The organism is Vibrio sp. 10N.222.49.C12, from assembly GCF_041475025.1.
Classification (GTDB): domain Bacteria; phylum Pseudomonadota; class Gammaproteobacteria; order Enterobacterales; family Vibrionaceae; genus Vibrio; species Vibrio crassostreae_C.
On sequence record NZ_JBFRVF010000033.1, the window covers coordinates 26,944 to 51,784 of the forward strand.

The 24,841-nt window shown below is 45.2% G+C and carries 21 protein-coding genes; 12 read left to right on the forward strand and 9 right to left on the reverse strand.

Annotated elements, in window-relative coordinates; genetic code table 11:
- Positions 1-13 precede the first annotated feature (13 nt).
- Positions 14-622, reverse strand: a complete 609-nt coding sequence (locus AB4583_RS11895; RefSeq protein ID WP_017065287.1) for a TetR/AcrR family transcriptional regulator — start codon at positions 620-622, stop codon at positions 14-16.
- Between the two features lie 167 nt (positions 623-789).
- Here AB4583_RS11895 and AB4583_RS11900 point away from each other — a divergent pair, with 167 nt between their 5' ends.
- Positions 790-1,776 carry a glycosyl transferase family protein gene (locus tag AB4583_RS11900; protein ID WP_081324522.1) on the forward strand — a complete coding sequence of 329 codons (987 nt, stop codon included), beginning with the start codon at positions 790-792 and terminating at the stop codon, positions 1,774-1,776.
- 97 nt (positions 1,777-1,873) lie between these two features.
- Here AB4583_RS11900 and AB4583_RS11905 read toward each other — a convergent pair whose 3' ends face one another.
- Positions 1,874-2,170, reverse strand: a complete 297-nt coding sequence (locus AB4583_RS11905) for a hypothetical protein (RefSeq protein ID WP_029235295.1) — start codon at positions 2,168-2,170, stop codon at positions 1,874-1,876.
- A 166-nt stretch (positions 2,171-2,336) separates the two neighbouring features.
- The gene (locus AB4583_RS11910) at positions 2,337-2,570 is read right to left on the reverse strand and encodes a hypothetical protein (RefSeq protein ID WP_017060212.1); all 234 of its coding nucleotides are present in this window, start codon (positions 2,568-2,570) and stop codon (positions 2,337-2,339) included.
- A 302-nt stretch (positions 2,571-2,872) separates the two neighbouring features.
- On the opposite strand from AB4583_RS11910, the gene AB4583_RS11915 reads away from it, so the two are divergent.
- From AB4583_RS11915 to udp, 4 genes are all read left to right on the forward strand, one after another.
- A complete protein-coding gene (locus tag AB4583_RS11915; protein WP_017060213.1) occupies positions 2,873-3,289 on the forward strand; it encodes a CBS domain-containing protein in 417 nt (138 codons plus the stop codon).
- A 179-nt stretch (positions 3,290-3,468) separates the two neighbouring features.
- A complete protein-coding gene (locus AB4583_RS11920; protein WP_017065289.1) occupies positions 3,469-4,932 on the forward strand; it encodes an MATE family efflux transporter in 1,464 nt (487 codons plus the stop codon).
- A gap of 153 nt (positions 4,933-5,085) precedes the next feature.
- On the forward strand, positions 5,086-7,443 hold the full coding sequence (locus AB4583_RS11925; protein WP_372117449.1) for a zinc/cadmium/mercury/lead-transporting ATPase: 2,358 nt from the start codon (positions 5,086-5,088) through the stop codon (positions 7,441-7,443).
- A gap of 282 nt (positions 7,444-7,725) precedes the next feature.
- Positions 7,726-8,484 carry a uridine phosphorylase gene (udp, locus tag AB4583_RS11930; RefSeq protein ID WP_017065292.1) on the forward strand — a complete coding sequence of 253 codons (759 nt, stop codon included), beginning with the start codon at positions 7,726-7,728 and terminating at the stop codon, positions 8,482-8,484.
- A 213-nt stretch (positions 8,485-8,697) separates the two neighbouring features.
- Here the strand turns inward: udp and AB4583_RS11935 are convergent, their stop codons facing one another.
- Both AB4583_RS11935 and AB4583_RS11940 read right to left on the reverse strand, forming a co-directional pair.
- Entirely contained in the window at positions 8,698-9,864 is a 1,167-nt protein-coding gene (locus AB4583_RS11935) for a DUF1887 family protein (protein WP_017072106.1), read from the reverse strand.
- A 197-nt stretch (positions 9,865-10,061) separates the two neighbouring features.
- Complete coding sequence (locus tag AB4583_RS11940) at positions 10,062-12,053, reverse strand: methyl-accepting chemotaxis protein (protein ID WP_017068093.1); 1,992 nt, start codon at positions 12,051-12,053, stop codon at positions 10,062-10,064.
- Between the two features lie 277 nt (positions 12,054-12,330).
- Between AB4583_RS11940 and hinT the strand changes: the two genes are divergently transcribed.
- The 7 genes from hinT to AB4583_RS11975 all read left to right on the forward strand — a co-directional run bounded on the left by hinT (position 12,331) and on the right by AB4583_RS11975 (position 18,954).
- The gene (gene hinT, locus AB4583_RS11945; RefSeq protein WP_017065295.1) at positions 12,331-12,681 is read left to right on the forward strand and encodes a purine nucleoside phosphoramidase; all 351 of its coding nucleotides are present in this window, start codon (positions 12,331-12,333) and stop codon (positions 12,679-12,681) included.
- Between the two features lie 296 nt (positions 12,682-12,977).
- Positions 12,978-14,369, forward strand: coding sequence for a COG3014 family protein (locus AB4583_RS11950; RefSeq protein ID WP_372052435.1), 1,392 nt, complete (start codon positions 12,978-12,980; stop codon positions 14,367-14,369).
- On the forward strand, positions 14,369-14,752 hold the full coding sequence (locus tag AB4583_RS11955) for a YcfL family protein (protein WP_004741950.1): 384 nt from the start codon (positions 14,369-14,371) through the stop codon (positions 14,750-14,752). Before AB4583_RS11950 ends, AB4583_RS11955 begins: the two co-directional genes overlap by 1 nt.
- A gap of 121 nt (positions 14,753-14,873) precedes the next feature.
- The gene (lpoB, locus tag AB4583_RS11960; RefSeq protein ID WP_017060223.1) at positions 14,874-15,464 is read left to right on the forward strand and encodes a penicillin-binding protein activator LpoB; all 591 of its coding nucleotides are present in this window, start codon (positions 14,874-14,876) and stop codon (positions 15,462-15,464) included.
- A gap of 185 nt (positions 15,465-15,649) precedes the next feature.
- Positions 15,650-16,504, forward strand: a complete 855-nt coding sequence (locus AB4583_RS11965; RefSeq protein ID WP_017060224.1) for a phosphotransferase — start codon at positions 15,650-15,652, stop codon at positions 16,502-16,504.
- A 108-nt stretch (positions 16,505-16,612) separates the two neighbouring features.
- Positions 16,613-17,152, forward strand: coding sequence for an alpha/beta hydrolase YcfP (ycfP, locus tag AB4583_RS11970; protein WP_009847155.1), 540 nt, complete (start codon positions 16,613-16,615; stop codon positions 17,150-17,152).
- 512 nt (positions 17,153-17,664) lie between these two features.
- Positions 17,665-18,954 carry an NAD(P)/FAD-dependent oxidoreductase gene (locus tag AB4583_RS11975; protein WP_009847154.1) on the forward strand — a complete coding sequence of 430 codons (1,290 nt, stop codon included), beginning with the start codon at positions 17,665-17,667 and terminating at the stop codon, positions 18,952-18,954.
- Positions 18,955-19,065: 111 nt separating this feature from the next.
- Here the strand turns inward: AB4583_RS11975 and AB4583_RS11980 are convergent, their stop codons facing one another.
- The 4 genes from AB4583_RS11980 to AB4583_RS11995 form a co-directional block, all read right to left on the reverse strand.
- Positions 19,066-19,611: a GNAT family N-acetyltransferase gene (locus AB4583_RS11980; RefSeq protein ID WP_372117454.1), complete on the reverse strand. Its 546-nt coding sequence runs from the start codon at positions 19,609-19,611 to the stop codon at positions 19,066-19,068.
- A gap of 137 nt (positions 19,612-19,748) precedes the next feature.
- Entirely contained in the window at positions 19,749-20,516 is a 768-nt protein-coding gene (locus AB4583_RS11985) for a peptidoglycan binding protein CsiV (RefSeq protein ID WP_017068090.1), read from the reverse strand.
- A gap of 63 nt (positions 20,517-20,579) precedes the next feature.
- A complete protein-coding gene (mfd, locus tag AB4583_RS11990) occupies positions 20,580-24,041 on the reverse strand; it encodes a transcription-repair coupling factor (RefSeq protein ID WP_372117457.1) in 3,462 nt (1,153 codons plus the stop codon).
- A 6-nt stretch (positions 24,042-24,047) separates the two neighbouring features.
- Positions 24,048-24,617, reverse strand: coding sequence for a hypothetical protein (locus AB4583_RS11995; RefSeq protein WP_017065300.1), 570 nt, complete (start codon positions 24,615-24,617; stop codon positions 24,048-24,050).
- Positions 24,618-24,841: the final 224 nt, after the last annotated feature.

The following is a 24,841-nucleotide window of genomic DNA, read 5'->3' on the forward strand; positions in this document are numbered from 1 at the left end:
TCAACCACCAAAATCACGCCTGATATTGTTTAAGGAACATCTCGACACTTGAAGTAATGATCACTTGTTTGTGCGCAGCATCCGGTGACGGCACATGACCAATTATTTGCGGCCAAAACGCAAAAGACTTAAGCAGACCAATGAACTGCGTGGAGGCGAATTGTGGGTCTAGTTCTACTAAACGACCGTCTGCCAACGCGGCTTTAATCCAGGTTGTAAGTCCACTTTCTGCTTGGGAATATTTTTCCATCGCTTGATGCGCCAGTTCGGCGTTATGGAAATACTCTGAGAACAACACGCGTGACAGGTCGATGAAGCCTTCAGACTCAAGTAACTCAAGTTCTTGATTGGCTATCGACGAAAGCTGTTCTTCAAGTGGCAGTTCTGCTTGATAAGGGAAATGCGTTGCGGCCAGAGTTTTGCTCCAAATGCTGTCTAGAATCTCATCTAAAAGCAGTTCTTTGCTGGCAAAGTGATTGTATACGGTGCGCTTTGATACTTCTGCGCGACTCGATATTTTATCCATGCTGGTGGCCTTGTAGCCATGCTCAGTAAACTCTGCGATAGCAGCGGCAACGATCGATTCACGTTTTCTTTGGCTCAGCGTTTTTTTTACAGTCATCGGGATACTACTCAATATGTCGCGGTTAGCATTACATACGCTAATTTTACACCAGTAAGTTTACTTTTAGAACACCAATCCGCGTATTGGTAATTCGGTCGAGAGCAACTGAATCGCTTTGCAATGCACGGTGGGTATCATAGAATCGAAAGTGTATTCGAATTTTATTGATATCAACGGAAGAGAATAAACAATCAATGAGTAGTATTTTAGAGTGTATTCGTACAGTTGGACGAGGAGAAAGAGGGCGTAAGCCTTTATCGTTCGAACAAGCCTACCGCATCATGGATGAGTATTTAAGCGGAGAAGTCGGTGACGACCAAATGGCTATGCTACTGATGTTGATTCGTGTGCAGAATGAAACCAATGAAGAGATCGCTGGCTTTGTAAAAGCGTTTCAATCTCGAGTGCCAGATTTAGGCGCTGATATTGATTGGCCGTGTTATGCAGGTAAGCGTAACGATAACGCCAGTGGCAAGCCTTGGAACTTGTTGGCGGCAAAAATCTTAGCTGACAATGGCTATAAAGTGTTAATGCATGGCTATATGGATAAGCCGAGCGGTAGGACGCACGTTGAAAGCCATTTGCAAGATGTCGGTGTGCAAAGTGCTGAGAGCCCTGAACATGCTAAGTCGATTCTTGAACAAGACGGCATTGCTTATTTACCGCTAGCTAACTTTGCGCCCGAAGCACAAACCATGATTGGTTGGAAACACCGCTACGGTTTGAGAACACCAATTAACACGGTAGTTCGAGCATTGAATCCTGGTGGTGGCCGTTTAGGTCTGCGTGGCAGTTTCCATCCTGGCTTTCCACAACTTCATGCGGAAGTTGAGCATGTTATCGGAAATAAATCCCACTCGGTGATTTCATTCAAAGGGATGAACGGTGAGTCGGAATATAATCCTAAAGTTAGCCAAACGGTATGGATGAGCTCTCCTGACAAAGTCGAATCGTTCTACTGGGAAGAGATGATGAACCTAGAGCTGCCACTTCCTAGTCAATGTGTACTTGGCACATCGGCTGAAGATATGGCGCTAATGGCGAATACCGTTGTCGACAGCATGACAGCCATTCTCTTTGCAGAAACGCACGATAAAACTGAGGCATACCAGAAAGCGGTGCGCCTGTGGCATGAGTATTGTGCGCGTTAGATGGTGGTTTGTAATCAATGAGAGAAGGTCAGCGAGCGCTGGCCTTTTTATACTTGATTTCTAGCAAGGGCTTTTCGTGAACGCCCAAACAATAAAGCTACTTCACTCGCATCAAGCGATGCATTTTGTCTTCGAACTGAATCTCAATCACCTGTGAGATTTTCATCTTATCAACACGATCAAGCATTCTCGCTTGGTAATCACGTTTTTTCATCCACTCTAGCGGTTCTTTAAAGCCATCTTCATTAATCACAAACGACTGATCGGTAATAGAGTCTTCAAAGATATGAACCACCCAAATGCGTGATTGGAAATCCAATAACTCACTAAAGTAGCTTTTTAACTTAGATAAGGAATTCGTTAGATACGTTTTAGGTGGGGTTTGGGAAGACATAGTAAACCGTATTTGGACAATGAAAATCGGCAAGGGCGCCGTCTGATCATTATAGCCTTACCCGTTAGGCTTGTCAGGTCGAATTCGGCAGCCATTCACGGCTATTGCGCTTGCTAATGCTACTATGGCTGCCAGTTAGAGATTAACCAAATCAGTGTCGGATTCACTATTTAACGAATAGGCCGAAGTCGATCTCTTGTTCTCTTTGATATTTCACCAGCTTCACTTTTAGGTCGTGTTTTGCTGCTAAATCAATGGCTAAGCATGACATGCGTTTTATCTCATCAACGCAGCTTGATATCAGCGGTTTTTCTTGATTATCGATAGTGGCGATGAGTGTGTTTTCTGTGCCGTCGTTACCTGCGTAAATATACGCGTACATGTTGTTGTCGTGTTGCATAAACTTCCTAAAACGGGATTTCTAATTATTAGTGAGGTGAAGATTACAGGGTTTATTTACGCAGGCTAGCTCGGCTAAGTAAGGTTAAGCAAGGGAAAGTAAGGCTTTGTAAGGGCTCTTTTTTTTCTTTTTTCTGGCGTTCGAAAACGTGCTCAACCCTTTGTTTGTCTCACTTTTTTGTCTTGTTAGGTTTTGCCTATCAATAAAATTGTTGAAATCCATTTAGTAAAATCAAGATTTTAGACAACAATTAACTTAACAAGATAGAAAATATATGACGCAAAGTATTTAGGGAGAACGCAATGCATTCTATTAAAGTGAAAGATTACATGACGCAGCAGGTTGTGACATTTACTCCTGATATGCCGTTAAGTCTAGCGTTAGACAAAGTGATGCGTAGCCACCATATGGGTGGGCCCGTAATCGATGATAACGAACAAGTGATTGGCTTCCTTTCAGAGCAGGATTTACTCGAGAAACTTGTGAAGGTCAGTTACTTCTGCCAAGACACACACCTTGTGGGTGACTGTATGTACCAAGAAGTGCTGTCGGTGTCACCTGACTTATCCATTATTGAATTGGCGGACATGATGCAGGTTGGAAAACCTAAAGCATACCCTGTGATCGATAATCGAAAACTGGTGGGTATTATCACCAGAACTGATGTTTTGAGAGCAATTGGCAAGAACTTGGAAGAATGCTTCAAACATCAGGTATAGTAGCGTGTTAAGAACGATTATTTTTCTCAATACTCTCAATTGAAAAAAGGCGCACTAGCGCCTTTTTTCTGTATAGCGCTTTTCTTGGTCGCTCCTTTCTTTTTGGAGCCCTAGCCAGTTGAACAGTTGAACAGCTGATTAGGCTTTAGCTCTTGGGTATTCCAACTTTTGGAGGTTTCATGTCAAATCAAACGGCAAAGTTTGTTGAAGGTTCAACGATGCGCCACATATTGGTGATGTCGGGGGCTGGCTCTGTCGGTTTGATGGCGTTATTTGTGGTCGATCTGCTCGACATGCTGTTTATCAGTATGCTCGGACAGGTTGAATTGGCTGCTGCGGTAGGCTTTGCAGGTACGCTGACTTTCTTTTCTACCTCCGTTTCTATCGGTACTTCCATTGCCATGGGCGCATTAGTGTCCAAAGCCATCGGCTCCAAGAATCAAGAGCACGCTCGAAACCTAAGCACCAGTATCATGCTGACTGCGTTTGTTATCAGTTCAACCATAACTGCAATCATGTTCGCTTATATTCCAGAGCTGCTAGCCGCGATAGGCGCCAAAGGCATTGCAGCCGAACGCGCTCAAGCTTACCTACAGATTTTGCTACCTAGTGGTCCATTTTTGGCGTTAGCGATGGCAGCGGGTGCGGGCTTAAGAGCGGCAGGTGATGCTAAGCGTTCGATGTGGGCGACTTTGTCAGGCGGTATTGTTAACGCGATTCTCGATCCTCTGTTTATTTTTGGTTTTGGTTGGAACATCGAAGGGGCAGCTATCGCTTCGGTTGTTGCTCGCTTCTCGGTGCTGTTCTTCTCGCTTTATCCTCTGATTCGCAGCCATCAGCTGGTGGCTCCACCTTCGTTTGTGCAATGGCGCATTAATATTCGACCAATATTGGCGATTGCGCTGCCTGCGATTATCACCAATACCGCAACGCCTATCGGTAATGCGATTGTAACAACGGGTATCGCACAATATGGTGAGGATTTTGTCGCGGGCTTTGCCGTGATAGGTCGTCTGACGCCAGTTTGTTTTGCGGTTATCTTTGCCTTGTCTGGCGCTGTGGGGCCAATCATTGGTCAGAACTTTGGTGCGGAACGCATGGACCGAGTAAAAGAAACGCTCAATAACTCATTGCTGGTTACTACGGCATACACCATCGCTGTTTGTATTCTGTTGTACTTCGTTCAAGGTTATGTCATTCAAGGCTTTAGCTTACAAGGTGATGCAGCAATCATTGTGGCGGCTTTCTGTACCTATGTGGCGTTAACCTTCACCTTTAACGGTGCACTATTTGTTGCCAACACGTCTTTCAACAACCTAGGTAAACCGCTTTACTCGACAGCATTGAATTTGGGTAAAGCGACGTTAGGTACTCTGCCGTTCGTATATCTAGGTTCGCAATGGTATGGCGCTTTGGGCGTTCTCTATGGTCAAGCTTTGGGTAATGTTTTGTTCGGAATTTTAGGTATCTTGGTGCTTCGACATCATATCGCTGAACTGATGCAAGGATCTCAAGTTGATCCAGTGGAAGATGATGTGTCGATTGTCAGCTTGAACACTCAGCCATTCTGTTCACACGATGCGGTTCTTATTGATGATGTATCCGCTAACCGTGAAGAGTGTGCGGAGCTTAAATCTCAGTAAGCCATCGGCGCTGGCATAATATTTTTGTTTTCTTGAAAACTTCTTCTTGACCTTGGAGTAGCCTCCAAGGTTTATACTTTTGATGAACTTAAGGTTCTGTTGCTCGTAAGTTAGCAACAACCTCAAGGCTTTTGAGTATTAAGGAGATACATTATGTGCGCAAAACATGCAGCGTGCCGCTCAGCAAAAGTGGACGTTCAACCTCAAGCGGCAGGAGCAAGTTGCTCTAGCCCTAAAATTTCAAGCATCACAGCAGCAGGTACTTCATCTGGTTGTTGTAGCTCTTCTGCTGCTTCGTCATCGTCTGGAGATGATTGTTGTAGTTCGTCGGATAGTGGAGAAGAAGACAGTCAGTCCTCAACCTTATCTCTCGACGCCCAATTTTCGAAAAGTTGGCTGGTTGCCGGAATGGACTGCCCAGCTTGTGCAAGAAAAATAGAAAACGCGATCAGCAATATTGACGGTGTTATTCAAGCGAAGGTTCTCTTTGCTACCGAAAAGCTGGTTGTGAAATTCGATAATGAAAGCCTTGCTGACACCATTGAACAGGTCTCTATCAAAACGGGTTTCCCTCTTACGGAAGTCGGTTCAAAGAAAGAAAAACAACAACCTGAGACTTTTTGGCAAGCTTATATCCAACCTAATTTACAGATTATCGCGATTGCAGCGGCAATGCTGTTTGCGGCGCTTGTAAAAATCACCTCACCTCAATTAAGTGAAGGCTTGTTTACGGTAACTTGTCTGCTTGGTTTATATCCGGTGGCGAAGAAAGCGGTTCAGCTGGCGCGTTCAGGTACACCGTTTGCTATTGAAACCTTAATGAGTGTTGCCGCGCTGGGTGCTTTGTACCTTGGCGAAACTGCGGAAGCAGCGATGGTTCTATTGTTGTTCTTGATTGGTGAGCGCTTAGAAGCGTTTGCTTCATCAAGAGCAAGAAGTGGCGTTCAAGCGCTAATGGCATTGGTACCAGAAAACGCGACTAAGATCATCAACGGCGAGCGTGTAGAAGTAGCAGTCAGTGAACTGGTTCCCGGTGATGTGATTGAAGTGGCCGCGGGCTCTCGTTTACCTGCTGACGGACAATTGATTACAGACGCGGCAAGCTTTGATGAAAGTGCGTTAACCGGTGAATCTGTTCCTGTTGAACACATCGAAGGCAATAGCATCATGGCTGGCGCTGTGGTGGTCGATAAAGTGGTTCGTATCACCATCACCTCAAAACAGGGTGAGAACGCGATCGATCGTATTCTTCATCTGATTGAAGAAGCAGAGTCTCGTAAAGCACCACTAGAGCGATTCCTCGATAAGTTCAGCCGTTGGTACACACCGTTAATGATGGTAGTGGCTCTGTTGGTCATCATCACACCACCATTGTTGTTTGCGCAGCCATGGGAAACATGGGTTTACCGTGGCCTAGCGCTATTGTTGATTGCTTGTCCGTGTGCCTTGGTTATCTCGACTCCTGCAGCGATTACCTCTGGCTTAGCAGCAGCAGCGAAACGTGGCGCGCTCATTAAAGGCGGCGCAGCGCTAGAGCAGCTTGGTAAAATCCAAACCATCGCCTTCGATAAGACAGGCACACTGACCGAAGGTAAGCCTCAGGTTACGGATATTCAACCTCTATCGGGGTGGCAACAAGACGCGATGCTGCGTGTGGTTGGGGCAATTGAAGTTGGCTCTACTCATCCGTTGGCGCAGTCACTTGTCGCTAAAGTAAAAGACCTGAATATTGAGATTCCTGAATCACACAACAAGAAAGCGTTGATTGGTAGTGGTGTTGAAGGGGATGTTGATGGTGTTAAGTATCAGGTTCTGTCACCGTCTAAAGTCACGTTCGAACTTGGTGCCGATGTGGTTTCTCAGGTAGAAGCATTAGAAGGTGAGGGCAAGACGGTTGTGGTTGCTCTTGAGGTTAAAGATCAAGAAGAATCAACAGAGCAAGCTACGACGGTGATTGGTCTGATTGCTTGGCAAGATACGTTACGCAGTGACGCTAAGCTTGCGATTGAACGACTTAATGAATTAGGTATTCAATCTATCATGTTGACCGGCGATAATCCGCGCAGTGCAGCAGCGATCAGTAGCAAGATTGGTATGCAGTACAAGGCAAGCCTATTGCCAAGCGACAAGGTATCTTACGTTGAGGAGTTATCTCAACAGTCGCACGTGGCGATGGTCGGTGATGGCATTAATGATGCACCAGCAATGAAAACGGCGAATGTCGGCATCGCAATGGGTGGTGGTACGGATGTCGCTTTGGAAACGGCGGATTCAGCACTGACTCATAACCGTTTAACTGAGCTGCCAGCGATGATTGAACTGTCGCAAGCGACCATGAACAACATCCGTCAAAACGTAGCCCTTGCGCTTGGTTTGAAGGTCGTATTCTTGGTGACAAGCTTGTTAGGTATTACCGGTTTGTGGGTGGCAGTTTTAGCGGATAGTGGTGCAACTGCATTGGTGACATTGAACGCATTGCGTCTGCTTCGATTTAAATCTAAAGCGGACTAAATCGAGCTCACCGACATAGAGCATTCTTAATATAAAAGCGCCTTTAGCGGTAATACGTTAAAGGCGCTTTTTGTCTCATTAGTATGCAACATAGGCGTGAGGATTGCTTATTTTTGTGATGCCAATCGGTTTTTTGTGAAACTTGAATTATTGTTGCGATCATTCATGTGACATGTGTCACTTCATTTTGTAATGAGCTTGGTTAGAGTGTGTTCGTACCCCACGAATTTACTATGAGCTTAAATAAGGGTAAAAAGCCCAATAAGCCAAAAGGAGCGAACTATGTCTCAAGCTGTTTTCCACTTAGGTGTTACTGAAGCAGATCTTAACGGTGCTACTCTTGCGATCATCCCTGGTGATCCTGCTCGTGTGCAAAAAATTGCAGAAGAGATGGAGAACCCAGTATTCCTTGCTAGTCACCGTGAATACACGCTTTACCGCGCAGAGCTAGACGGCAAACCAGTTGTTGTATGTTCAACAGGTATTGGTGGTCCATCGACTTCTATCGCAGTTGAAGAGCTTGCTCAACTTGGTGTTCGCACTTTCCTACGTGTTGGTACGACTGGTGCTATCCAACCTCACGTAAACGTGGGTGACATGATTGTTTCTACAGGTTCTGTTCGTCTAGACGGCGCTAGCCTACACTTTGCTCCTATGGAGTTCCCAGCAGTGGCTGACTTTGAAGTTGCAACAGCAATGAAAGCGGCAGTTGATGAATCAGGTGCAACAGTTCACATGGGCGTAACGGCATCAAGCGATACGTTCTACCCAGGTCAAGAGCGTTACGACACGTTCTCTGGTCGCGTTGTTAAGCGCTTCCAAGGCTCTATGCAAGAATGGCAAGACATGGGCGTTCTAAACTTCGAGATGGAATCTGCAACACTGCTAACTATGTGTGCAAGTTCTGGTCTGAAAGCAGGTTGTGTTGCTGGTGTAATCATCAACCGTACTCAAAAAGAGACGCCTGATCACGACACTCTAAAAGTAACAGAAGCACGTTCAATCAAAGTGGTTGTAGAAGCCGCTCGTAAAATGCTTTAAGTCTTAAAGTGCTCTGAGTTTTAGAGAGCATTAAGTCTTCAAGTGACATTAAATTTTGAAAATGGCCGCATCGTATGATGCGGCCATTTTTTTGTGCCGTCTGAAAGTAATCAATAGAGAAAACAGACAACAAAAAAGGCGAGTGACTTAATCGTCATTCGCCTTTTTAACAATCTGCTTAAGAGCATTGAGCTCTCATGAGCTTATTGGTTTTTAGTACTCTAGATCTTCACTGCCACCCGCAGCTGTAAACCATGCCGTTAGGTGTGTTTTAAGATCTTTCAATTCGTCAGGGCCAATCAATGCAAGGCCAAGATCTTCAGCTCGTGTGGTGTCGTTATGGCGAAGAGGGCGGAAGCTCACTAACATTGCACGTGCTTGTAGGCCACCTAGCAGGTCTCTAAGCGATTCCAGTTTGTACAAGGTGTCATCACCATCATCACGCATGCCTTTGGTCTTACATTCGATGATGTGCAGCTTATTGTTCACCACAGAGGCAACATCAAGCTCGTTACGAACCTCACGTTCACCCAGTTGACGGTATACCTGAACATTCAAAGAACGGTCTTGAATGGTCGGCATGTCATCTTGGATCTGCTTAACTGTGCTGTGAACCAATGTTTCAAGCCATTCACCGTTTGAGAAGCGGCGCGCGTCTTCGTTGGCAAAGGTCAAAATACCATTGTCGTAAGTCGCAATTTTAGCTTCAACCAAATCGCTCAGCAGCATGTTGAGCTCGCGATAGCCTTGTTGCTTCTCAGATAGGCCTACATCAAGTTTTTGTTCTTTACGGCAGGTCGTTGCTAGGTAGTTCAATGTCGCAAGGCCAGGGCCTAGTTCGAGTGCGTTACTTGCCCAACGTTCACCCAGTTCATAAAGTTTCTGATCCAGTTGCGGAGACAGCTGAACATCGCTGAATTCACCGCGAGCACCGAACACAGTTAGGTAGTCGTCGATAGTGATGCGGTCTTGAACTTGTGCGTCTTCTTTACCATTAGGGTACAACCAGCAAAGCTTGTCGCTATTTGGTTCAACCACGAAGATTGGCCAGTAGTAAGTACGGAATACTTCGTACACAGAAAGTAGGCGGTGACGGAGGCCACAACTTGCGTTGAGCTTCACTTCTTGACCGCGTGCTTTGAGGTCTTCGGCAAGGGTTTGGATAGATTCTTTAATGACAGATGTATTTACGATGGTCGGAATTTCGAAAAACTCACTCGTAATGTCGCGCTTGTGCAAAACGCTGTCTAAACGTTTGTACATACTGACTTGATTTTTGTCACCGATAAACACGATGTGAGTGCTGACCGCTCGGTTATCAAGTAATGGGGTGAGCAAGCGAATGGGGTCTTGATCGATAATGCCAACATGAACAGCCATATAAATTCCTTAATAGCGGCTCGCTCATAAAGGTGAAAGAAAAAACGGGAAGCAGCAAGCCTTAATAATCATATAATGACAAAGCTCATAAAAAACAAGGGCAACCCTTGATAAAAGTTGCCCTAGCTCAATTAGTCACCACTATTGGGTAAGAAGTCTCAACAATCTCACTAAATATCTATCGATTCTTCATTTATCTATAGTTTGAATTGATGTACTAAATCACCTTGCTGATTCGCCAAAATTGTTAGGTTTTGGCTTGCCTCCGCAATTGAAGACATCGCTTGGTAACTCTTATCTGCGATGTGGTTGATGTCTTCGATGTTGCGTGCAATATCACCAGACGTTTCACTCTGCTCAGCGGCTGCTTGAGAGATGTGTGTACTCATGTGGCTGATCTCTAGAATCAAGGCTTGGATCTCTTCCATCGCACTGTTTGCACTTGAAGCTTGTTGAACCGACATGTCCATATCGCTCATACAGCTTTCAATTACGTTACTTGCAGTTTTCGAGCTTGATTGCAGATTGCTGATCATAGTCTCGATTTCAGAGGTTGATTGAGTGGTCTTCTGTGCTAGCACTCGTACTTCATCGGCAACGACTGCAAAACCACGACCTTGTTCACCTGCACGCGCTGCTTCGATTGCCGCATTAAGTGCAAGTAGGTTGGTCTGTTCAGCAATACCACGAATAACGTCAAGGATTGAACCAATCTGGCTACTCATCTGTTGTAGCTCGCCTACAGCGCCCACTGATTCAGTAAGGCGAACTTCAAGCTGATTAATGGTGCTGATGTTGGTGTTCATGATCTGACGACCAGACTCAGAAGCCGATTCTACTTGTTGAACCATGGTGAGTGAGCTTTGCGCGCTGTTCGCCACTTCTTGTACAGAATGAGACATCTCTGTCATTGCGGTCGCAACAGTCGCGGTTTGCTCACGTTGGCTGTTCAATTGAGCCTGCGTTTCAGATGACGTCTTCTGGTTGACGCTTGCAGTCTTAGTTAAGTCATCTGAAGCATCATTCAACTTCACAAGGATATTGTGCAGGTTGTCAGCCAAGGTGTTGATGTGACGGCTCACGCGGCTGAATTCGTTGTCGTAGCGAATATCGATACGCTGAGTCATATCACCTTCAGTTAGACCTTCTAATGTACCGAGGATGCGAGTTAATGGCTCTCGTACGCTGTGTGCAATGTGGTAACCAATCGCAGCAGCGAACACAGTCACAACAATGCCAATGGCAATCGCGTTGAATAGGCCTTTGTCGTAGATGCTGCTTGCGTCAGCGAGTGATGAGTTAAGTTGCTCTTCAGCGGTCACGTTGAATGAGTCCAAAACAGCCATCGCTTGGTCAACTTCTAGAGCTAGGTTAGCGATGTTCACGTACAACGCTTGTTTGGCTTGTAGGTAGTTGTTGTGTTTGTCTAGTACGCCACCTTTCTGACCAACGTCTTTGGTGAACTTCTGAACCGACTCATCGAAGACATTTTTAAGTGCTGGTAGTTGTGTTGATAGACCTCGATAAGCGTAGTTAAGATGAGTAACGGCCTTTTTGTTTTGGTTAAGGGCTTTTTGAACGAAGGCAACATCAGAGCTAGCAAGTGCATCAGAGGTAATAACTTCTGCGTCTTGCAGTTTGATGAAGTAGCTCTTTGCCATCACTTTTACAGAGATGCTTTTTTGGTCGGCAACGTACTCTTTCATACCAACGGTTAATTCTGAATGTAAGCGTTGGAAGTCACGAGACGCTTTTTGTACTTGTTCTTGTGCTTCGAACATCGCGACGTAGTTGTTCATCGCTTCGTCAGCTTCGGCGAAGTAGCGTTCTTCCATTGCTCTTAATTGCGCGATACGTTCAACAAGTGAAGCATTGTTTTGGCTTGCCGCTTCTAAACTACCGAGAACTTCTGAAAACGAGTTTTGTGATGCAGCAAATTCTGTACGCATTGCAGACATGCGTTCAGCGTTTTGTGTGGTTAAGAAATCTTTGAATGACTTATCAGCAGAAAGCAATTGAACACTCGTTTGATTTGAAAGCGCGACAAGTGGTAATGAGGTTTCTGAGACACTCTCAAAATTGCTGTGTATCTGATTCATGCTGTTCATCATGATGGTTATCGTGACTGCGAACATGATAATGATCAGTGCGAAACCAGCGTACATACGCTTGATCACAGATCCCTTCATGGCTTTCTCCCTAAATAAAAATGCAGACCCAATGTCAGGTCAAAGTAAAACTAACAAAATTATCAGCATTCTATTGAGCTCGGCTTACGCATTTTATGACGCACACGTCAAAAATAGCGCTCAGTTATAACCAACATGCCATTCTTGAGAGCTAAGGCTCGTTTTCTTTGATTTGAACGGTGTTTTTTATTATGCTTTAAAGCAGATTTATTGTGGTTTGATGCGGCATAGCGCATACTCAAAGCATTAAAAAATAAATGTTTTATCGGAGAGAAACATGGCTGAAGAAACCATTTTTACTAAGATCATCAACAAAGAAATCCCAGCAGATCTACTATACCAAGACGATTTAGTAACCGCATTTCGCGATATTAACCCTCGCGCGCCAAGCCATATCCTAATCATCCCAAACAAGCTGATTCCGACAACTAACGATGTTGAAGTCGAAGATGAAGCGATGATGGGGCGCATGTTTACTGTTGCTCGCAAGTTAGCAAAAGAAGAGGGCATTGCAGAAGATGGCTATCGTCTTATCGTGAACTGTAACTCTCACGGTGGCCAAGAGGTTTATCATATTCACATGCACTTGGTTGGCGGCCGTCCACTTGGCCCCCTATTAATGAGCTAATAAAAAGTTAATGAGCTAATGAAAAGCTAACGAGTTAATGAAAGCTAATGAGCTAGTTTAAACGCGCTCATTAGTGGGTTAACACAAGTAGTTAGTTGGAAAATTTGTAGTTTGTATGCCAACTTTAAGTTCTATCTGTTGTCTGAATGTCGGCATCGCTTAGGCAGAGGCTAAATCAGTAGGGTTTCAACTGGCTTGAGACCCTTTTTACAACGCGTTTCGTTTTGATAATGAGACCATTAAAGGTCATCAGACCCTAATAAAGTAGGCATTTTAAACATGCACGGAGACGATAAGTGAAGCAACAGTTTAGATTCGCTTCCATTGCCCTGTTATCGGCGTTGACCGTAGGTTGTGCGAGTATGTCTGCAGGAAGCCTGTTCAGTCATTACAGCGCACAAAACAAAGCGATCTACCAAGCCGTTAAATTTGGAGATTATTCAGAGGCTCAGCAAGAGCTACCAGATTACGCGGCAGGCGACATCCTTGATAACTTTGAAAGAGGCAGAATTAATCTGCTGGATCAAAAATACCCTGAGAGTAAGGCTTCGTTTGAAGTGGCTGATCAGGCGGTTACTGAGCAGCAACGCAAAGCCGTGATCTCAATCTCAGACAGTGCAACCAGTGTGGGTGCGTTGGCTGTGAATGACAATATTACCGAGTATGTGCCAGCCGATTACGAGTTGGGCTTTCTTCATCTGTATCTCGGTTTAAATTACCTCAAGAAAAACGATTTAGAAGGTGCGGTGATCGAAATGCGTCGCGCCAACCAAGTTCAAGAACAAGCGAAGAAGCAACGCGAGGCTGAGTTAGACAAAGCAGCCAGCGATGCGAAGAAGCAAGGCTTGTCTGCCAATGTGGGTAGCATCCTTGCCAATTACCCTGATGCGGGTAAGAAACTGCAGTCAGTACAGAATGCGTATCTGATGTTCTTGTCTGGTCTGCTTTATGAAGCGTCAAATGATTTAAACAGCGCCTACGTTGACTATCGTCGTGCTTTGGCTGTGATGCCAGATAACCAAGAAATCATCGATAGAACCATGGCAACAGCCGCTCGTTTAGGGATGCGACAAGATTTAGCAACATTAGAAAAACGCTATAAGCAATCTTCTAAACTTAGTGCAGGTGAAGGGCGAGTGATTGTTCTTCAAGAGCAGAGCGCTGTGCAAGCTATGGACAGTTGGCGACTGGATTTGCCTGTTTATGACAGTCGCGATCAGGGGGCAATATACTCTCTTGCGCTGCCATATTACCCAAGTCAAAACGTAGAGCGTTTTTCTGCCTTGCGAATCAGCGGACAGCCGCTACAAGAACATTTGATCACTGATGTAAACGCGATGGCGCAGAACGATCTATCGGAACGTATGACAAGCATTGTTATTCGCCAAGCGCTACGTGTAGTCGCGAAAGATCGCATTCGAAAAGAAGCAACCAAAGGCGATGATGTCGGTAATATTCTGTTCAACGTGTGGAACACACTGACAGAGCAACCAGACACTCGCAGTTGGCAATCATTACCTGCAGAGATTAAGAGCAGTACGTTTGTAGCAAATAGCGGTCAATATACGTTGGAAGCGGGCGCTAAAACCTACGACTTTGATATTCGAGAAGGGCAGACCACCTTGGTGTGGATTTCTCGACAAGGAAACAATGCAACAATGTGGCATAAACAGCTAGGGAGGCTGTAATGAAAAAGTGGTTAGTGAGCTTAGCAGCGGTTATGGCTCTGGCTGGTTGTGCTGATAATACAGCTGGCGTAAGGGTCGATAGTCTGACTCAGAACGTATTCTTTGGCGACAATGTATTGGGCAGCCGCTTACAAGTTGAAGATATACGTACCGATCAGATTGATGGTCACACTCGAGGTATTGTCCGCTTAAACAGTAACTATAAAGGTGACCAACACATCCTTTATCGTTTCTATTGGTACGACGATGCTGGGCTTGAGGTCAACTTGAAACAAGGACCTTGGAAGCAAGCGATTGTACGTGGCTTTGAAAGCATTTCGTTGTCGGAAGTATCGGTAAACCCGAAAGCGACTCAGTTCCGAGTTCAGTTCCGAGAGCAGTAGTAACAGATTCAGTTAGAACTGGCGCGGTTAATATCGACTAGCGCTGAAAAGCGAATTGATTCGCACAGATAAAATTTAAGAGTGTGGGTAACCCCACTCAGTGATAAGTTGAGGAAACAAAATGAAAAAGAGTGTCATTGCGCTACTAGGTTTAGCGGTTATTTTAGGCGGTTGTTCAAACAAGGTAAGCTACGGTGATGCACAAGCAGTAGAAACCACGACAATCGATTTCGGTTCAACTGACCTTCAAACGATTGCGGGTGAAATGGTCGATAGCATGATGGCGTCTGGTTCTGTGTCTTACATTACTCGTGAACAGCGTCCAATCGTGTTTGTAGAGCGAATCAAGAACAAAACAAGTGAGCACATCGATACTGAGTCAATCACTGACACTATCAGTACTAAGATGCTGAACTCTGGTAAGTTCCGTTTCGTTGATATGGACCGTGTAGAGTCTGTTCGTGACCAATTGAACTTCCAAAACAACGATGAGCTTGTAAACCAAAGTTCAGCGATTCAATTCGGTAAAATGGTTGGTGCTCAGTACATGCTGTACGGCAACCTATCAAGCATCGTTAAGAAAGCGGGTAGCGATGAAGACGTATACTACAAAATGACGATGCGTCTAATGGATCTTGAGTCTGGCTTGATTGAATGGGCTGACGAGACTGAAATCCGTAAGCAACAATCTAAGAGCCTACTAGGCCTTTAATTTCGCTTACTTGCCAACTATGCGCAGCCGGATTTGACAATGTCTAGTATTGGCAGCGCTTAATCTTGACAGCGTATAGCTTGGTCACACGCCAATGCAGTGCATGATGTGCTGTTTATGAAGAGACACTGGCTTTTGGTCAGTGTCTTTTTTGTAGGGAATGAAGACGTTTATAGGGAGTAAATATGGCAATTTTTTCTTGGTCTGAGGCTAAGCTTCTTGATACCAGTTTGAGTTCGCTTGACGGTTACTTTTCTGAGCCTCCAGTTAGAGCACAGACATTAACAGGCGGTTTGACCAATCGATGTTGGAAGTTGGTCGATGCCGATGGTACTGCGTATGTTTGGCGGCCAACCACACCTATCACCAAAGCGTTCTTCATTTCTCGCCATGAAGAGTACCAAGTGCTGTCTGCCATTGAGCGACTCGGTATCGGGCCAAGCCCAATGGTAGTGAATGAGCAGGGGTTACTGGTTGAGTGGATTGCGGGTGAGACACTTTACGAAGATCTAGAACTCGATGACCTGTTGAAAACGCTGATCTCTGTTCATCTGGTTAATACTGCGCGATTACCACTGCAACCATTCAGTTTCACGGCGCGAGTCGACCATTACTGGCTGCAGCTTGATGCGATTCATAAGACCGAAGCCTGCACTAAGATTTATCAAGAGTGGCGCGTGGCTCCGAGTATTACCAATGTTGACCTGTCTTTGTGCCATTTTGACTTAGGTGGTTATAACCTAGTGAGAAACAGTGACTGCATTAAGATTATTGATTGGGAATACGCTGCGCTCGCAGACCCTAGGCTCGATTTAACATTAACCATTGCGGTTGCTGGCGCGCCAGTCACAGAAGCGGTTGAGAAGTACTGTCAGCTGCGAGGAATCCATGATGTTCAGCCTTGGCTTGATGGTGTAGAAGCATGGTTACCAAGAAGCCAGATGATGGCGATGCTATGGTATTTACTTGCTCATCAGCTTTGGGGCGATGAAAGTTATCTGCGTGAAGCGGAGGCTCTGAGTCACACTTTATGTAGCTAGGATCACGTTTAGGAAGTGAAAAATATAATTTCTCAGCTGTTACCTTTAAAACCTTGTTTTTCGTGTTAGATTGATCAAAACGTACCAATATTCAACGGGGGAGGTACAATGATTATCTATCTACATGGCTTCGACTCAACAAGCCCGGGCAATCACGAAAAAATACTGCAGTTGCAATTCATTGATGATGACGTTCGTTTCATCAACTACAGTACTTTGCATCCAAAACACGATATGCAGCATCTGCTAAAAGAAGTGCATAAGGTGATAGAGCAATCCGATGATCCGCATCCCATTATTTGTGGTGTAGGTTTAGGTGGTTTTTGGTCTGAGCGTATTGGTTTCTTATGTGGGATTAAGCAGGTGGTGTTCAACCCTAATCTGCACCCTGAGAACAACATGGTAGGTCGAATTGACCGTCCAGAAGAGTACGAAGACATCGCAACTAAATGTGTTGCTCAGTACCGTATGAAAAACAAAGGACGCTGTTTAGTGGTGCTTTCTCGTGAAGATGAAATTCACGACAATACCAAAACAGCTGCCGCGCTAGAAGATTACTATGATGTAATCTGGGATGAGAAAGAGAGTCATAAATTCAAAAAGATCTCTCAACATCTTCAAGCAATGAAAGCGTTCAAAAACGCTTAATCAATCCAGATGTTTTATAAAAGCAGTGCTCAATGAGTGCTGCTTTTTCACATCTGAATCTTAGAGATTGGTATTGATAAAGTAGTTGTATATGTTTTATCGGTCGGTTTGTGCATTTATAGATCAGTTTGCGCAAACGTTAACTAATTAGTCGCGAATCCTCATTGAGGGTAAGGATTTTTTTGTTGCGGTCATCTTTTTGCTATATATAATGTTCCCAAGCAAAATATTTTGACAAATATCAAAAAAAATTGAGAGCGAGTGAAAAAACTTGCCCATAATTTGTGTTCTGCCTCTCAGGTAGTCACCTTTTATATCCACGTGAGCAAAGCAACAAACCATTATTTGTTGTTTGTAACCCCTCTAACTACTCGGTGAGCTGTCGTTATTCTTTTTCGCGGTAACCCAATTTGTAACAGCCTTCGCATTCAAGGCCGAGTAGATACATAGAATTTATCGGTTGGAGTAATCGAGCCGAACCCCATTTATTCATTTTGTAGAGGATTGTCATTGTGACAAAAATTATCGTAGTAGGCGGCGGTGCTGGTGGTTTAGAACTAGCAACTAAGCTAGGCCGCACTTTAGGTCGTAAGAAACGTGCCCAGATTACTCTGGTAGACCGTAAAGCAAGCCACCTATGGAAACCATTACTTCATGAAGTAGCAACGGGCTCACTGGATGAAGGTGTTGATGCATTAAGCTACCGTGCGCACGCAAAAAACCATTACTTCGATTTCCAAATGGGCAGCCTGAACGACATCGATCGTGAGCGTAAAGTGATTGCACTAAGCGAGCTTACAGACGAGCACGGTGAACTGCTGATGCCAAGCCGTGAACTTGAATACGATATTCTAGTGATGGCGCTAGGCTCAACGTCAAACGACTTCAACACTCCAGGCGTTCGTGACAACTGTATTTTCCTTGATAGCCCAGAGCAAGCACACCGTTTCCGTACAGAAATGAACAATCAGTTCTTAAAGCTTCACGCTAAGAACGGTCAAGGCACGGTAGACATCGCGATTGTTGGTGCTGGTGCAACTGGTGTAGAGCTTTCTGCAGAGCTACACAACGCCGTTAAAGAACTTCGTACTTACGGCTTCGGCGACCTAGATTCAAGCAAGCTGAACGTAAACCTAGTTGAAGCGGGTGAGCGTATTCTTCCAGCTCTACCTCCTCGTATTTCAAGTGCAGCACACTCTGAGCTAACCAAGCTTGGTGTGAACGTTCGTACGAATACGATGGTGACTCAGGCGGATTCTGACGGCCTAACAACCAAAGATGGTGACAAGATCCCAGCTCAAATCATGGTATGGGCAGCAGGTATCAAAGCACCAGATTTCATGAAAGATATCGGTGGTCTTGAAACCAACCGTATCAACCAGTTGGTTGTGAAGAACACGCTGCAAACAACACTGGATGACAACATCTTTGCAATCGGTGACTTGGCGCAATGTACACAAGCAGACGGTTCATTCGTTCCGCCACGTGCACAAGCGGCTCATCAAATGGCAAGCTGTGCATTCAGCAACATCATTGCTAAGTTGAACGGTCGTGACCTGAAAGACTACATCTACAAAGACAAAGGCTCGCTAGTTTCACTTAGCCGTTTCTCTACGGTAGGTAGCTTGATGGGTAACCTGACGAAAGGCTCGATGATGGTCGAAGGTCGTATTGCTCGTGTGGTTTACATCTCTTTGTACCGCATGCACCAGATGGCGCTTCACGGCTTAATCAAAACATCACTGATGATGCTGGTTGGTCGTATTAACCGTGTACTTCGTCCAAACCTAAAGCTTCACTAATCAGGTAAGCCTTCTCAGAGCATTACGCTGATAATAAAAAAGAGCTCTTCGGAGCTCTTTTTTGATCGTGTCGATTATGGATTATCGCAGGTGTTGAACTCATTTCTGCTGTTAAGACGTTGGAGGTAGCACAGAATAAACCACGCCATCTTTCGGCTTACCGTTAAACAGAAATCGATTCTGGGCAATGGTTTCTCGCTCAGCGCCACACTTCTCGATCAACTTTTGGCTGGGTAGGTTCTCGGTATCGCAGACAATCTCCAAACGCGTTAACTTGAGTTGCGCGAAACAAAATTCAAATAGGGCGAACATCGCTTCTTTGGCGATCCCTCTCCTTTGAAAGTCATCACCGACCCAATAACCTAAACTCGCCATATTAAAGGTGTGGTAAAGCTCATTAATGGCAACCATACCGACTAACTTATCGCTTTTTCGTTCAAAGATGCCAAAGCCAAACGCATCGGCTTTCACCCAGTTCAGGCGAGTTGCCAGAATAAATTTCTCGGCCTCGCCGATAGAAAACTCTTTATGACACCAGTCGACCCATGGCAGCAAGCTAGGGGAGGACTTAACCAGCTGAGAAAATTCTTGAGCATCTGAGGCCTCAATGATTTTAAGGCTAAGATTTTGTGTGTTGATCTGAAATTCAGGGCTCATAGAGCGTACCAAGTAACGTGTAAGTACTGAGCAAAGAGAGTCAGTACAGAATAAAGATAGATAGCACTTAATAAAACGCCCTCACTAGGAGGGCGGATTGAATTATTTATATAATTATAGCCGAATCGGCAAGTAATTTACTGCGCTACACGTCTAACTTGAATCACCATTCCAAGAAGTGGGTGGTCAAGGTAATGAGTTTCTGTACTGCGCATACGACGTTTTTGGTCCATGCGGTAGCTCTTAAGGAACTCTTGGACTTCAACCGTCGGAGAAATTTCAGTTAGATTGCCCACCTGGACGTTGCTTTCTGCGCCACTTACTGGTGAATCTAGCTCAATTTGTTGCTCTTGTAGAGTCACTTCACGAACGCTTGGCGCTTTTAAATCTAATGTCGTTTCAGCGTATAGGTAGTGCTGAACGTAGATTTGCAGCTTGCCGTCTAATTCGTAGAGTGGCTTATCAATGGTCTCTTCTTGGAACCCATCAGCGCTGCCTGCAGTGATTGCGCCTTTTTCAGAGCCATCAGCATTAAACTGTTTAGAGAAATCTTTACCTGCTTGAATATGGAAAACAGGTGCCGAGCTCTTACCTTGGTCGCCTTGACGCCAAGCGGTATGCATCAGAACTTCAAAGCCAGCGTGTTTACTTAGCTTGTCTTTCTGAGGCGTTAACTTGTATTCCGAGTAAGGTAGCATTTGAACGCCTTTCTTTGCTCGGTATTGGGTATCTTGAAATGAACCAACGCGTTCAAGTGAAATCTTAGGCTGTGTATTTGGCCAAGATTCGTTCACCTTCTCTGCATCAACAGCGCGCTTAAAAATGATCACTTCTATATCAAATTGTCTCTGCGCCAAACTTGGCAGTGAGACGAACAATAGTAGCAGTGGGATCAGTCTTTTCATTTTTACTCCGTCTTCCAGCCGAACTACCGGCTGGATAATTTATATGTGCAAGTGGATTGGGTCTTATGCTGAAGGCAGCAAGTTTTGTCTGAATTCGCCCAATAAATCACTAACAAATTGAATTCGCTTCCGTCTGTCGACCAATGGTATCGTAAACTTGAACTTTGTTGGTCCTTCCATTGAAAACTTTTGCGGTTGAGATTGCAACAGTTTAACAAGGTAGGTCGGGTTTATGTCAGCATCCGGGTAGAATTCTAAGAATCCACCCTTATCGTGGGCTTCAATTTTCTTCGCTTTGATAGACGCTGCGGCTAATTTTAGCTCAGAAACTGATAACAAGTTCTTGGTTGCATCAGGCAGAAGGCCGAAGCGATCAATCAGCTCGACTTTCAACTCTGCCAATTCGTCGGTGTCACTCACACTCGCAATACGTTTGTATGTTGATAAACGCGTGTTGATGTCTGGAATATAGTCGTCTGGCAATAGTGCAGGCAGACGCATCTCAATTTCAGTTTGTTCACGCAATAGATCATCAAGCGAAGGCTCTCGACCTTCTTTCAACGCTTCAACCGCTTGTTCAAGCATCTCCATGTACAAGGTGAAACCAACCGACTGGATTTGACCACTCTGTTCATCACCCAACAGCTCACCCGCACCACGAATCTCTAAATCGTGAGTTGCTAGGGTAAAGCCTGCGCCCAAGTCTTCGAGCGAAGCTATCGCATCCAATCGCTTGATCGCATCTTTGGTCATTGCTTTAGGGTGTGGCGTTAACAAGTAAGCATAAGCTTGGTGGTGCGAACGACCTACACGACCACGTAATTGGTGCAGCTGTGCTAAACCAAGGTTATCGGCTCTGTCCATCAAGATGGTATTTGCCGTTGGTACGTCGATACCGGTTTCAATGATGGTTGTACACACCAGTAAGTTGAAGCGCTGGTGGTAGAAGTCATTCATGATGCGTTCCAGTTCGCGCTCTCGCATCTGGCCATGAGCTACAGTCACGCGCGCCTCTGGAATCAGCTTTTGCAATGACTCTGCTGTTTTCTCAATCGTGTCGACTTGGTTGTGCAGGAAGTAAACTTGACCACCACGCATTATTTCACGAAGCACCGCTTCCCTGACGATGGCATCATCACTTTCGCGAACGAAGGTTTTAATTGCCAAGCGTCGTGCGGGTGGTGTAGCGATGATAGACAAATCACGCATGCCACTCATTGCCATGTTCAGCGTTCGCGGGATCGGTGTCGCAGTAAGCGTTAGAATATCGACATCCGCACGCATCGCTTTCACTTTCTCTTTCTGACGCACACCAAATCGGTGTTCTTCATCGACAACCAGCAAGCCAAGGTCTTTAAACTTAATATCACTGGAAAGTAGCTTGTGAGTACCCACTAAGATATCGACCTTACCGTCGGCGACATCTTGCATGATCAACTTCTGCTCTTTAGCTGATTTGAATCGGGATAGAACCTCAACACGAATCGGCAAGTTGGCGAAACGGTCACGGAAGTTCTCGAAGTGTTGCTGAGCAAGTAGGGTAGTAGGAACTAACACCGCCACTTGTTTACTGTTATCCGTACAAACGAATGCTGCGCGCATTGCGACTTCTGTTTTACCAAAACCAACATCACCACACACTAAGCGGTCCATGGCTTTTGCTTGGCACATGTCAGACATCACCGCATTGATTGCCATCGCTTGGTCATCGGTTTCTTCAAATGGGAAGCCAGATTTGAAGGTTGCGTATTGCCCGCGATCTAAAACAAATTTATAGCCAGGTTTAAGCTCACGCTTGGCGTAAACATCCAGCAGCTCTGCAGCAACGTCACGTACTTTTTCAGCGGCACGCTTACGCGCTTTTTGCCACGCCTCACCACCTAGTTTATGCAGTGGTGCAGAATCTTCAGCGCCGCCAGAGTAGCGCCCGATTAAGTTCAGAGAAGCAACAGGTACGTAGAGCTTGGCATCATTTTGATACTCAAGCGTTACGTATTCTGTTTTCATACCACCCGCTTCAAGTGTTTGCAGGCCGATGTAACGACCAATACCGTGGTCAATATGAACAACAGGTTGACCCGGTTTAAGTTCGGCTAAGTGACGAATGACAGTGTCGCTGTTAACACTTTTTTTGTCTTTCTTACGGCGCTGAACAACGCGATCACCCAACAGGTCGCTTTCACAGATAAGGGCGATGTTTTGCTCTTCATGGATAAAACCGTGTTCAGCAGAGCCAAGGATGAGGCTGAACTTGTCTTTGCCTTTAATTGAGGCATCGAGGTTTTCAACTTCGCTTGGTCGTACTTTAATACCACGAAGCAGTTCACTCAGCGCTTCACGACGACCTTCTGATTCAACCGAAAAGACCACTTTTCCTTCGAAGGCTTCAGTGAACTTTCTTAGGTTTGCGAGTGGTTCTTTATTCTGATGCTGAACACTGAGATCAGGAAGAGACACAACCGGAAGGTTGGTACGTCCAGCTTTCTCTTCAATTGAATCTAAGCTCAGATTGACTTGTGGCTTCTGTTTGAAGTGTGCGAACAGCTCGTCTTTCTTCAGCCACAGTTGTTCAGGCGTGAGAAGTGGCCGTAATGGGTCAACACCGCGCTGTTCGTATCGATGAGCAACGTCCGTTAGGAATGAGTCTACTGCAGTCTCGACATCACCTAGAATCAGCAGTTGCGCTTCATCGGCAACGTAATCAAACAAGGTTTCTGTGTGATCGAAGAACAGCGGTTGCCAGTACTCGATACCAGCAGGCCAAGTACCCTTAGAAACCTGCATATAAACCGATTCTGGTTCGCGGCGCGCATCAAACTGTTGGCGCCAACGAATACGGAAATCTTCAATCGCCGTTTCCGAGGTTGGGAATTCGTGAGCAGGCAGCAGGCGGATCTCAGAGATGTCTTCGATAGAACGCTGGTTTTCAGGATCGAAAGTACGAATAGTGTCGATTTCGTCATCGAAAAAATCGATTCGATACGGGTCTTTACTGCCCATTGGGAACAGATCGAGAATAGAACCACGACTTGCGTATTCACCGGGGCCAAACACTTGATCAACGTAACGATAGCCTGACTTTTCAAGCTGTAGGCGCAGTTTCTCAAGCGAGTAGAGATCGCCCGTTTTCACCATTAACGTGTGTTGTAGCAAAAAGTCTCGCGGTGACTGGCGTTGCAATAACGTGCTGATCGGAACGATCGTGATGCCATCTTTTAGTGTTGGCAGTGCGTAAAGGCGTGCGATACGATCTGAGATGATCTCTTGGTGCGGCGAGAAGCTATCGTATGGCAGCGTTTCCCAGTCAGGGAATAATGCGACTTCATGTGCCGTAAACTGTTCAATTTCAGATTGAAGCTTAAGCGCCACTTGTGGGTCGGGTACAGCCAAGACGGTATGGCTGTTGTGTTGCTCTGCGAGTTTGGCAATGGCAAGAGCGAGAGACGAACCGACTAGGTTACCGATGTGCTTTTTGTCACCGGCACCTTTAAGTTTAGGTAGTGTAAATATGGATTTTTTGGTCATGTTAATTTACTTGTTATCTCGGTCTAGAGAGCGTTGACGCAAGAGTTTCTGTTGTTGATAAAGTGCCGCTTTAATGAGCAGGTCTTGGTCGGTATCGCGAAGATGAGCGTATTTAAATTTGATTTCGAAACCTGAGTCTTTCGCCTCGCTAGCAAATACTTCTGCGTAGCAATAAATGGCTGCAGCTGGGTGCTCTAGAAAAAGTTTGGCTTTTACTAAGCGACCCGGTTCGATGTCTGCTTTTGAAAAGCAGGAAAACTGACTCGCACCAAATGAATAGGTGTGAGTGCGAAATTTCTCATCATCTTGCTGCGATAACATAAAGCTCAACAAGAGGTTTAATTTTGAGTTTTGTGCATCCAATAAACTGGTGACATTCTTCAAGTCGCTGTTTTTCAGTTCCGCTCGAGCGCTGTCAGCTAACAGATCCAATTGGCTAAATTCACTTGCCACCACAAATGGTGCTGGGATCTCAGATTCGAATTGAATTTGAGAAGGTAAAGTGAAGCCGCTGTCCATTGGTTCAATATTAGCGGTAAGGCTATGGTGAACGGTGAAAAACTCTTGTTCTGTCATGCGTTAGTTCCTTGAAGTGATCTATTGATTATCGCTATGTGGCCACAGTAATCAAGGTCAGTTAATTGAAAGTCTCAAATAGTTGTTTGAAATTTGGCTATTTGACAAGGTTCTGTTTTTCAAGCCTAACTAATTGAGTTAATTCACTCTATATTTTCAATTAACCCCTACACAGTAACAGCAATACCCGTTACATTAACCCGCATCCCCTTTAGATGGTTCAA

Excerpts from the sequence above, each read along its gene's own strand:
- AB4583_RS11895 (WP_017065287.1), bottom strand. The coding sequence starts at position 622 with ATGACTGTAAAAAAAACGCTGAGCCAAAGAAAACGTGAATCGATCGTT.
- AB4583_RS11905 (WP_029235295.1), bottom strand. The coding sequence starts at position 2,170 with ATGTCTTCCCAAACCCCACCTAAAACGTATCTAACGAATTCCTTATCT.
- AB4583_RS11910 (WP_017060212.1), bottom strand. The coding sequence starts at position 2,570 with ATGCAACACGACAACAACATGTACGCGTATATTTACGCAGGTAACGAC.
- AB4583_RS11915 (WP_017060213.1), top strand. The coding sequence starts at position 2,873 with ATGCATTCTATTAAAGTGAAAGATTACATGACGCAGCAGGTTGTGACA.
- AB4583_RS11920 (WP_017065289.1), top strand. The coding sequence starts at position 3,469 with ATGTCAAATCAAACGGCAAAGTTTGTTGAAGGTTCAACGATGCGCCAC.
- AB4583_RS11925 (WP_372117449.1), top strand. The coding sequence starts at position 5,086 with ATGTGCGCAAAACATGCAGCGTGCCGCTCAGCAAAAGTGGACGTTCAA.
- udp (WP_017065292.1), top strand. The coding sequence starts at position 7,726 with ATGTCTCAAGCTGTTTTCCACTTAGGTGTTACTGAAGCAGATCTTAAC.
- AB4583_RS11935 (WP_017072106.1), bottom strand. The coding sequence starts at position 9,864 with ATGGCTGTTCATGTTGGCATTATCGATCAAGACCCCATTCGCTTGCTC.
- AB4583_RS11940 (WP_017068093.1), bottom strand. The coding sequence starts at position 12,053 with ATGAAGGGATCTGTGATCAAGCGTATGTACGCTGGTTTCGCACTGATC.
- hinT (WP_017065295.1), top strand. The coding sequence starts at position 12,331 with ATGGCTGAAGAAACCATTTTTACTAAGATCATCAACAAAGAAATCCCA.
- AB4583_RS11955 (WP_004741950.1), top strand. The coding sequence starts at position 14,369 with ATGAAAAAGTGGTTAGTGAGCTTAGCAGCGGTTATGGCTCTGGCTGGT.
- lpoB (WP_017060223.1), top strand. The coding sequence starts at position 14,874 with ATGAAAAAGAGTGTCATTGCGCTACTAGGTTTAGCGGTTATTTTAGGC.
- AB4583_RS11965 (WP_017060224.1), top strand. The coding sequence starts at position 15,650 with ATGGCAATTTTTTCTTGGTCTGAGGCTAAGCTTCTTGATACCAGTTTG.
- ycfP (WP_009847155.1), top strand. The coding sequence starts at position 16,613 with ATGATTATCTATCTACATGGCTTCGACTCAACAAGCCCGGGCAATCAC.
- AB4583_RS11980 (WP_372117454.1), bottom strand. The coding sequence starts at position 19,611 with ATGAGCCCTGAATTTCAGATCAACACACAAAATCTTAGCCTTAAAATC.
- AB4583_RS11985 (WP_017068090.1), bottom strand. The coding sequence starts at position 20,516 with ATGAAAAGACTGATCCCACTGCTACTATTGTTCGTCTCACTGCCAAGT.
- mfd (WP_372117457.1), bottom strand. The coding sequence starts at position 24,041 with ATGACCAAAAAATCCATATTTACACTACCTAAACTTAAAGGTGCCGGT.
- AB4583_RS11995 (WP_017065300.1), bottom strand. The coding sequence starts at position 24,617 with ATGACAGAACAAGAGTTTTTCACCGTTCACCATAGCCTTACCGCTAAT.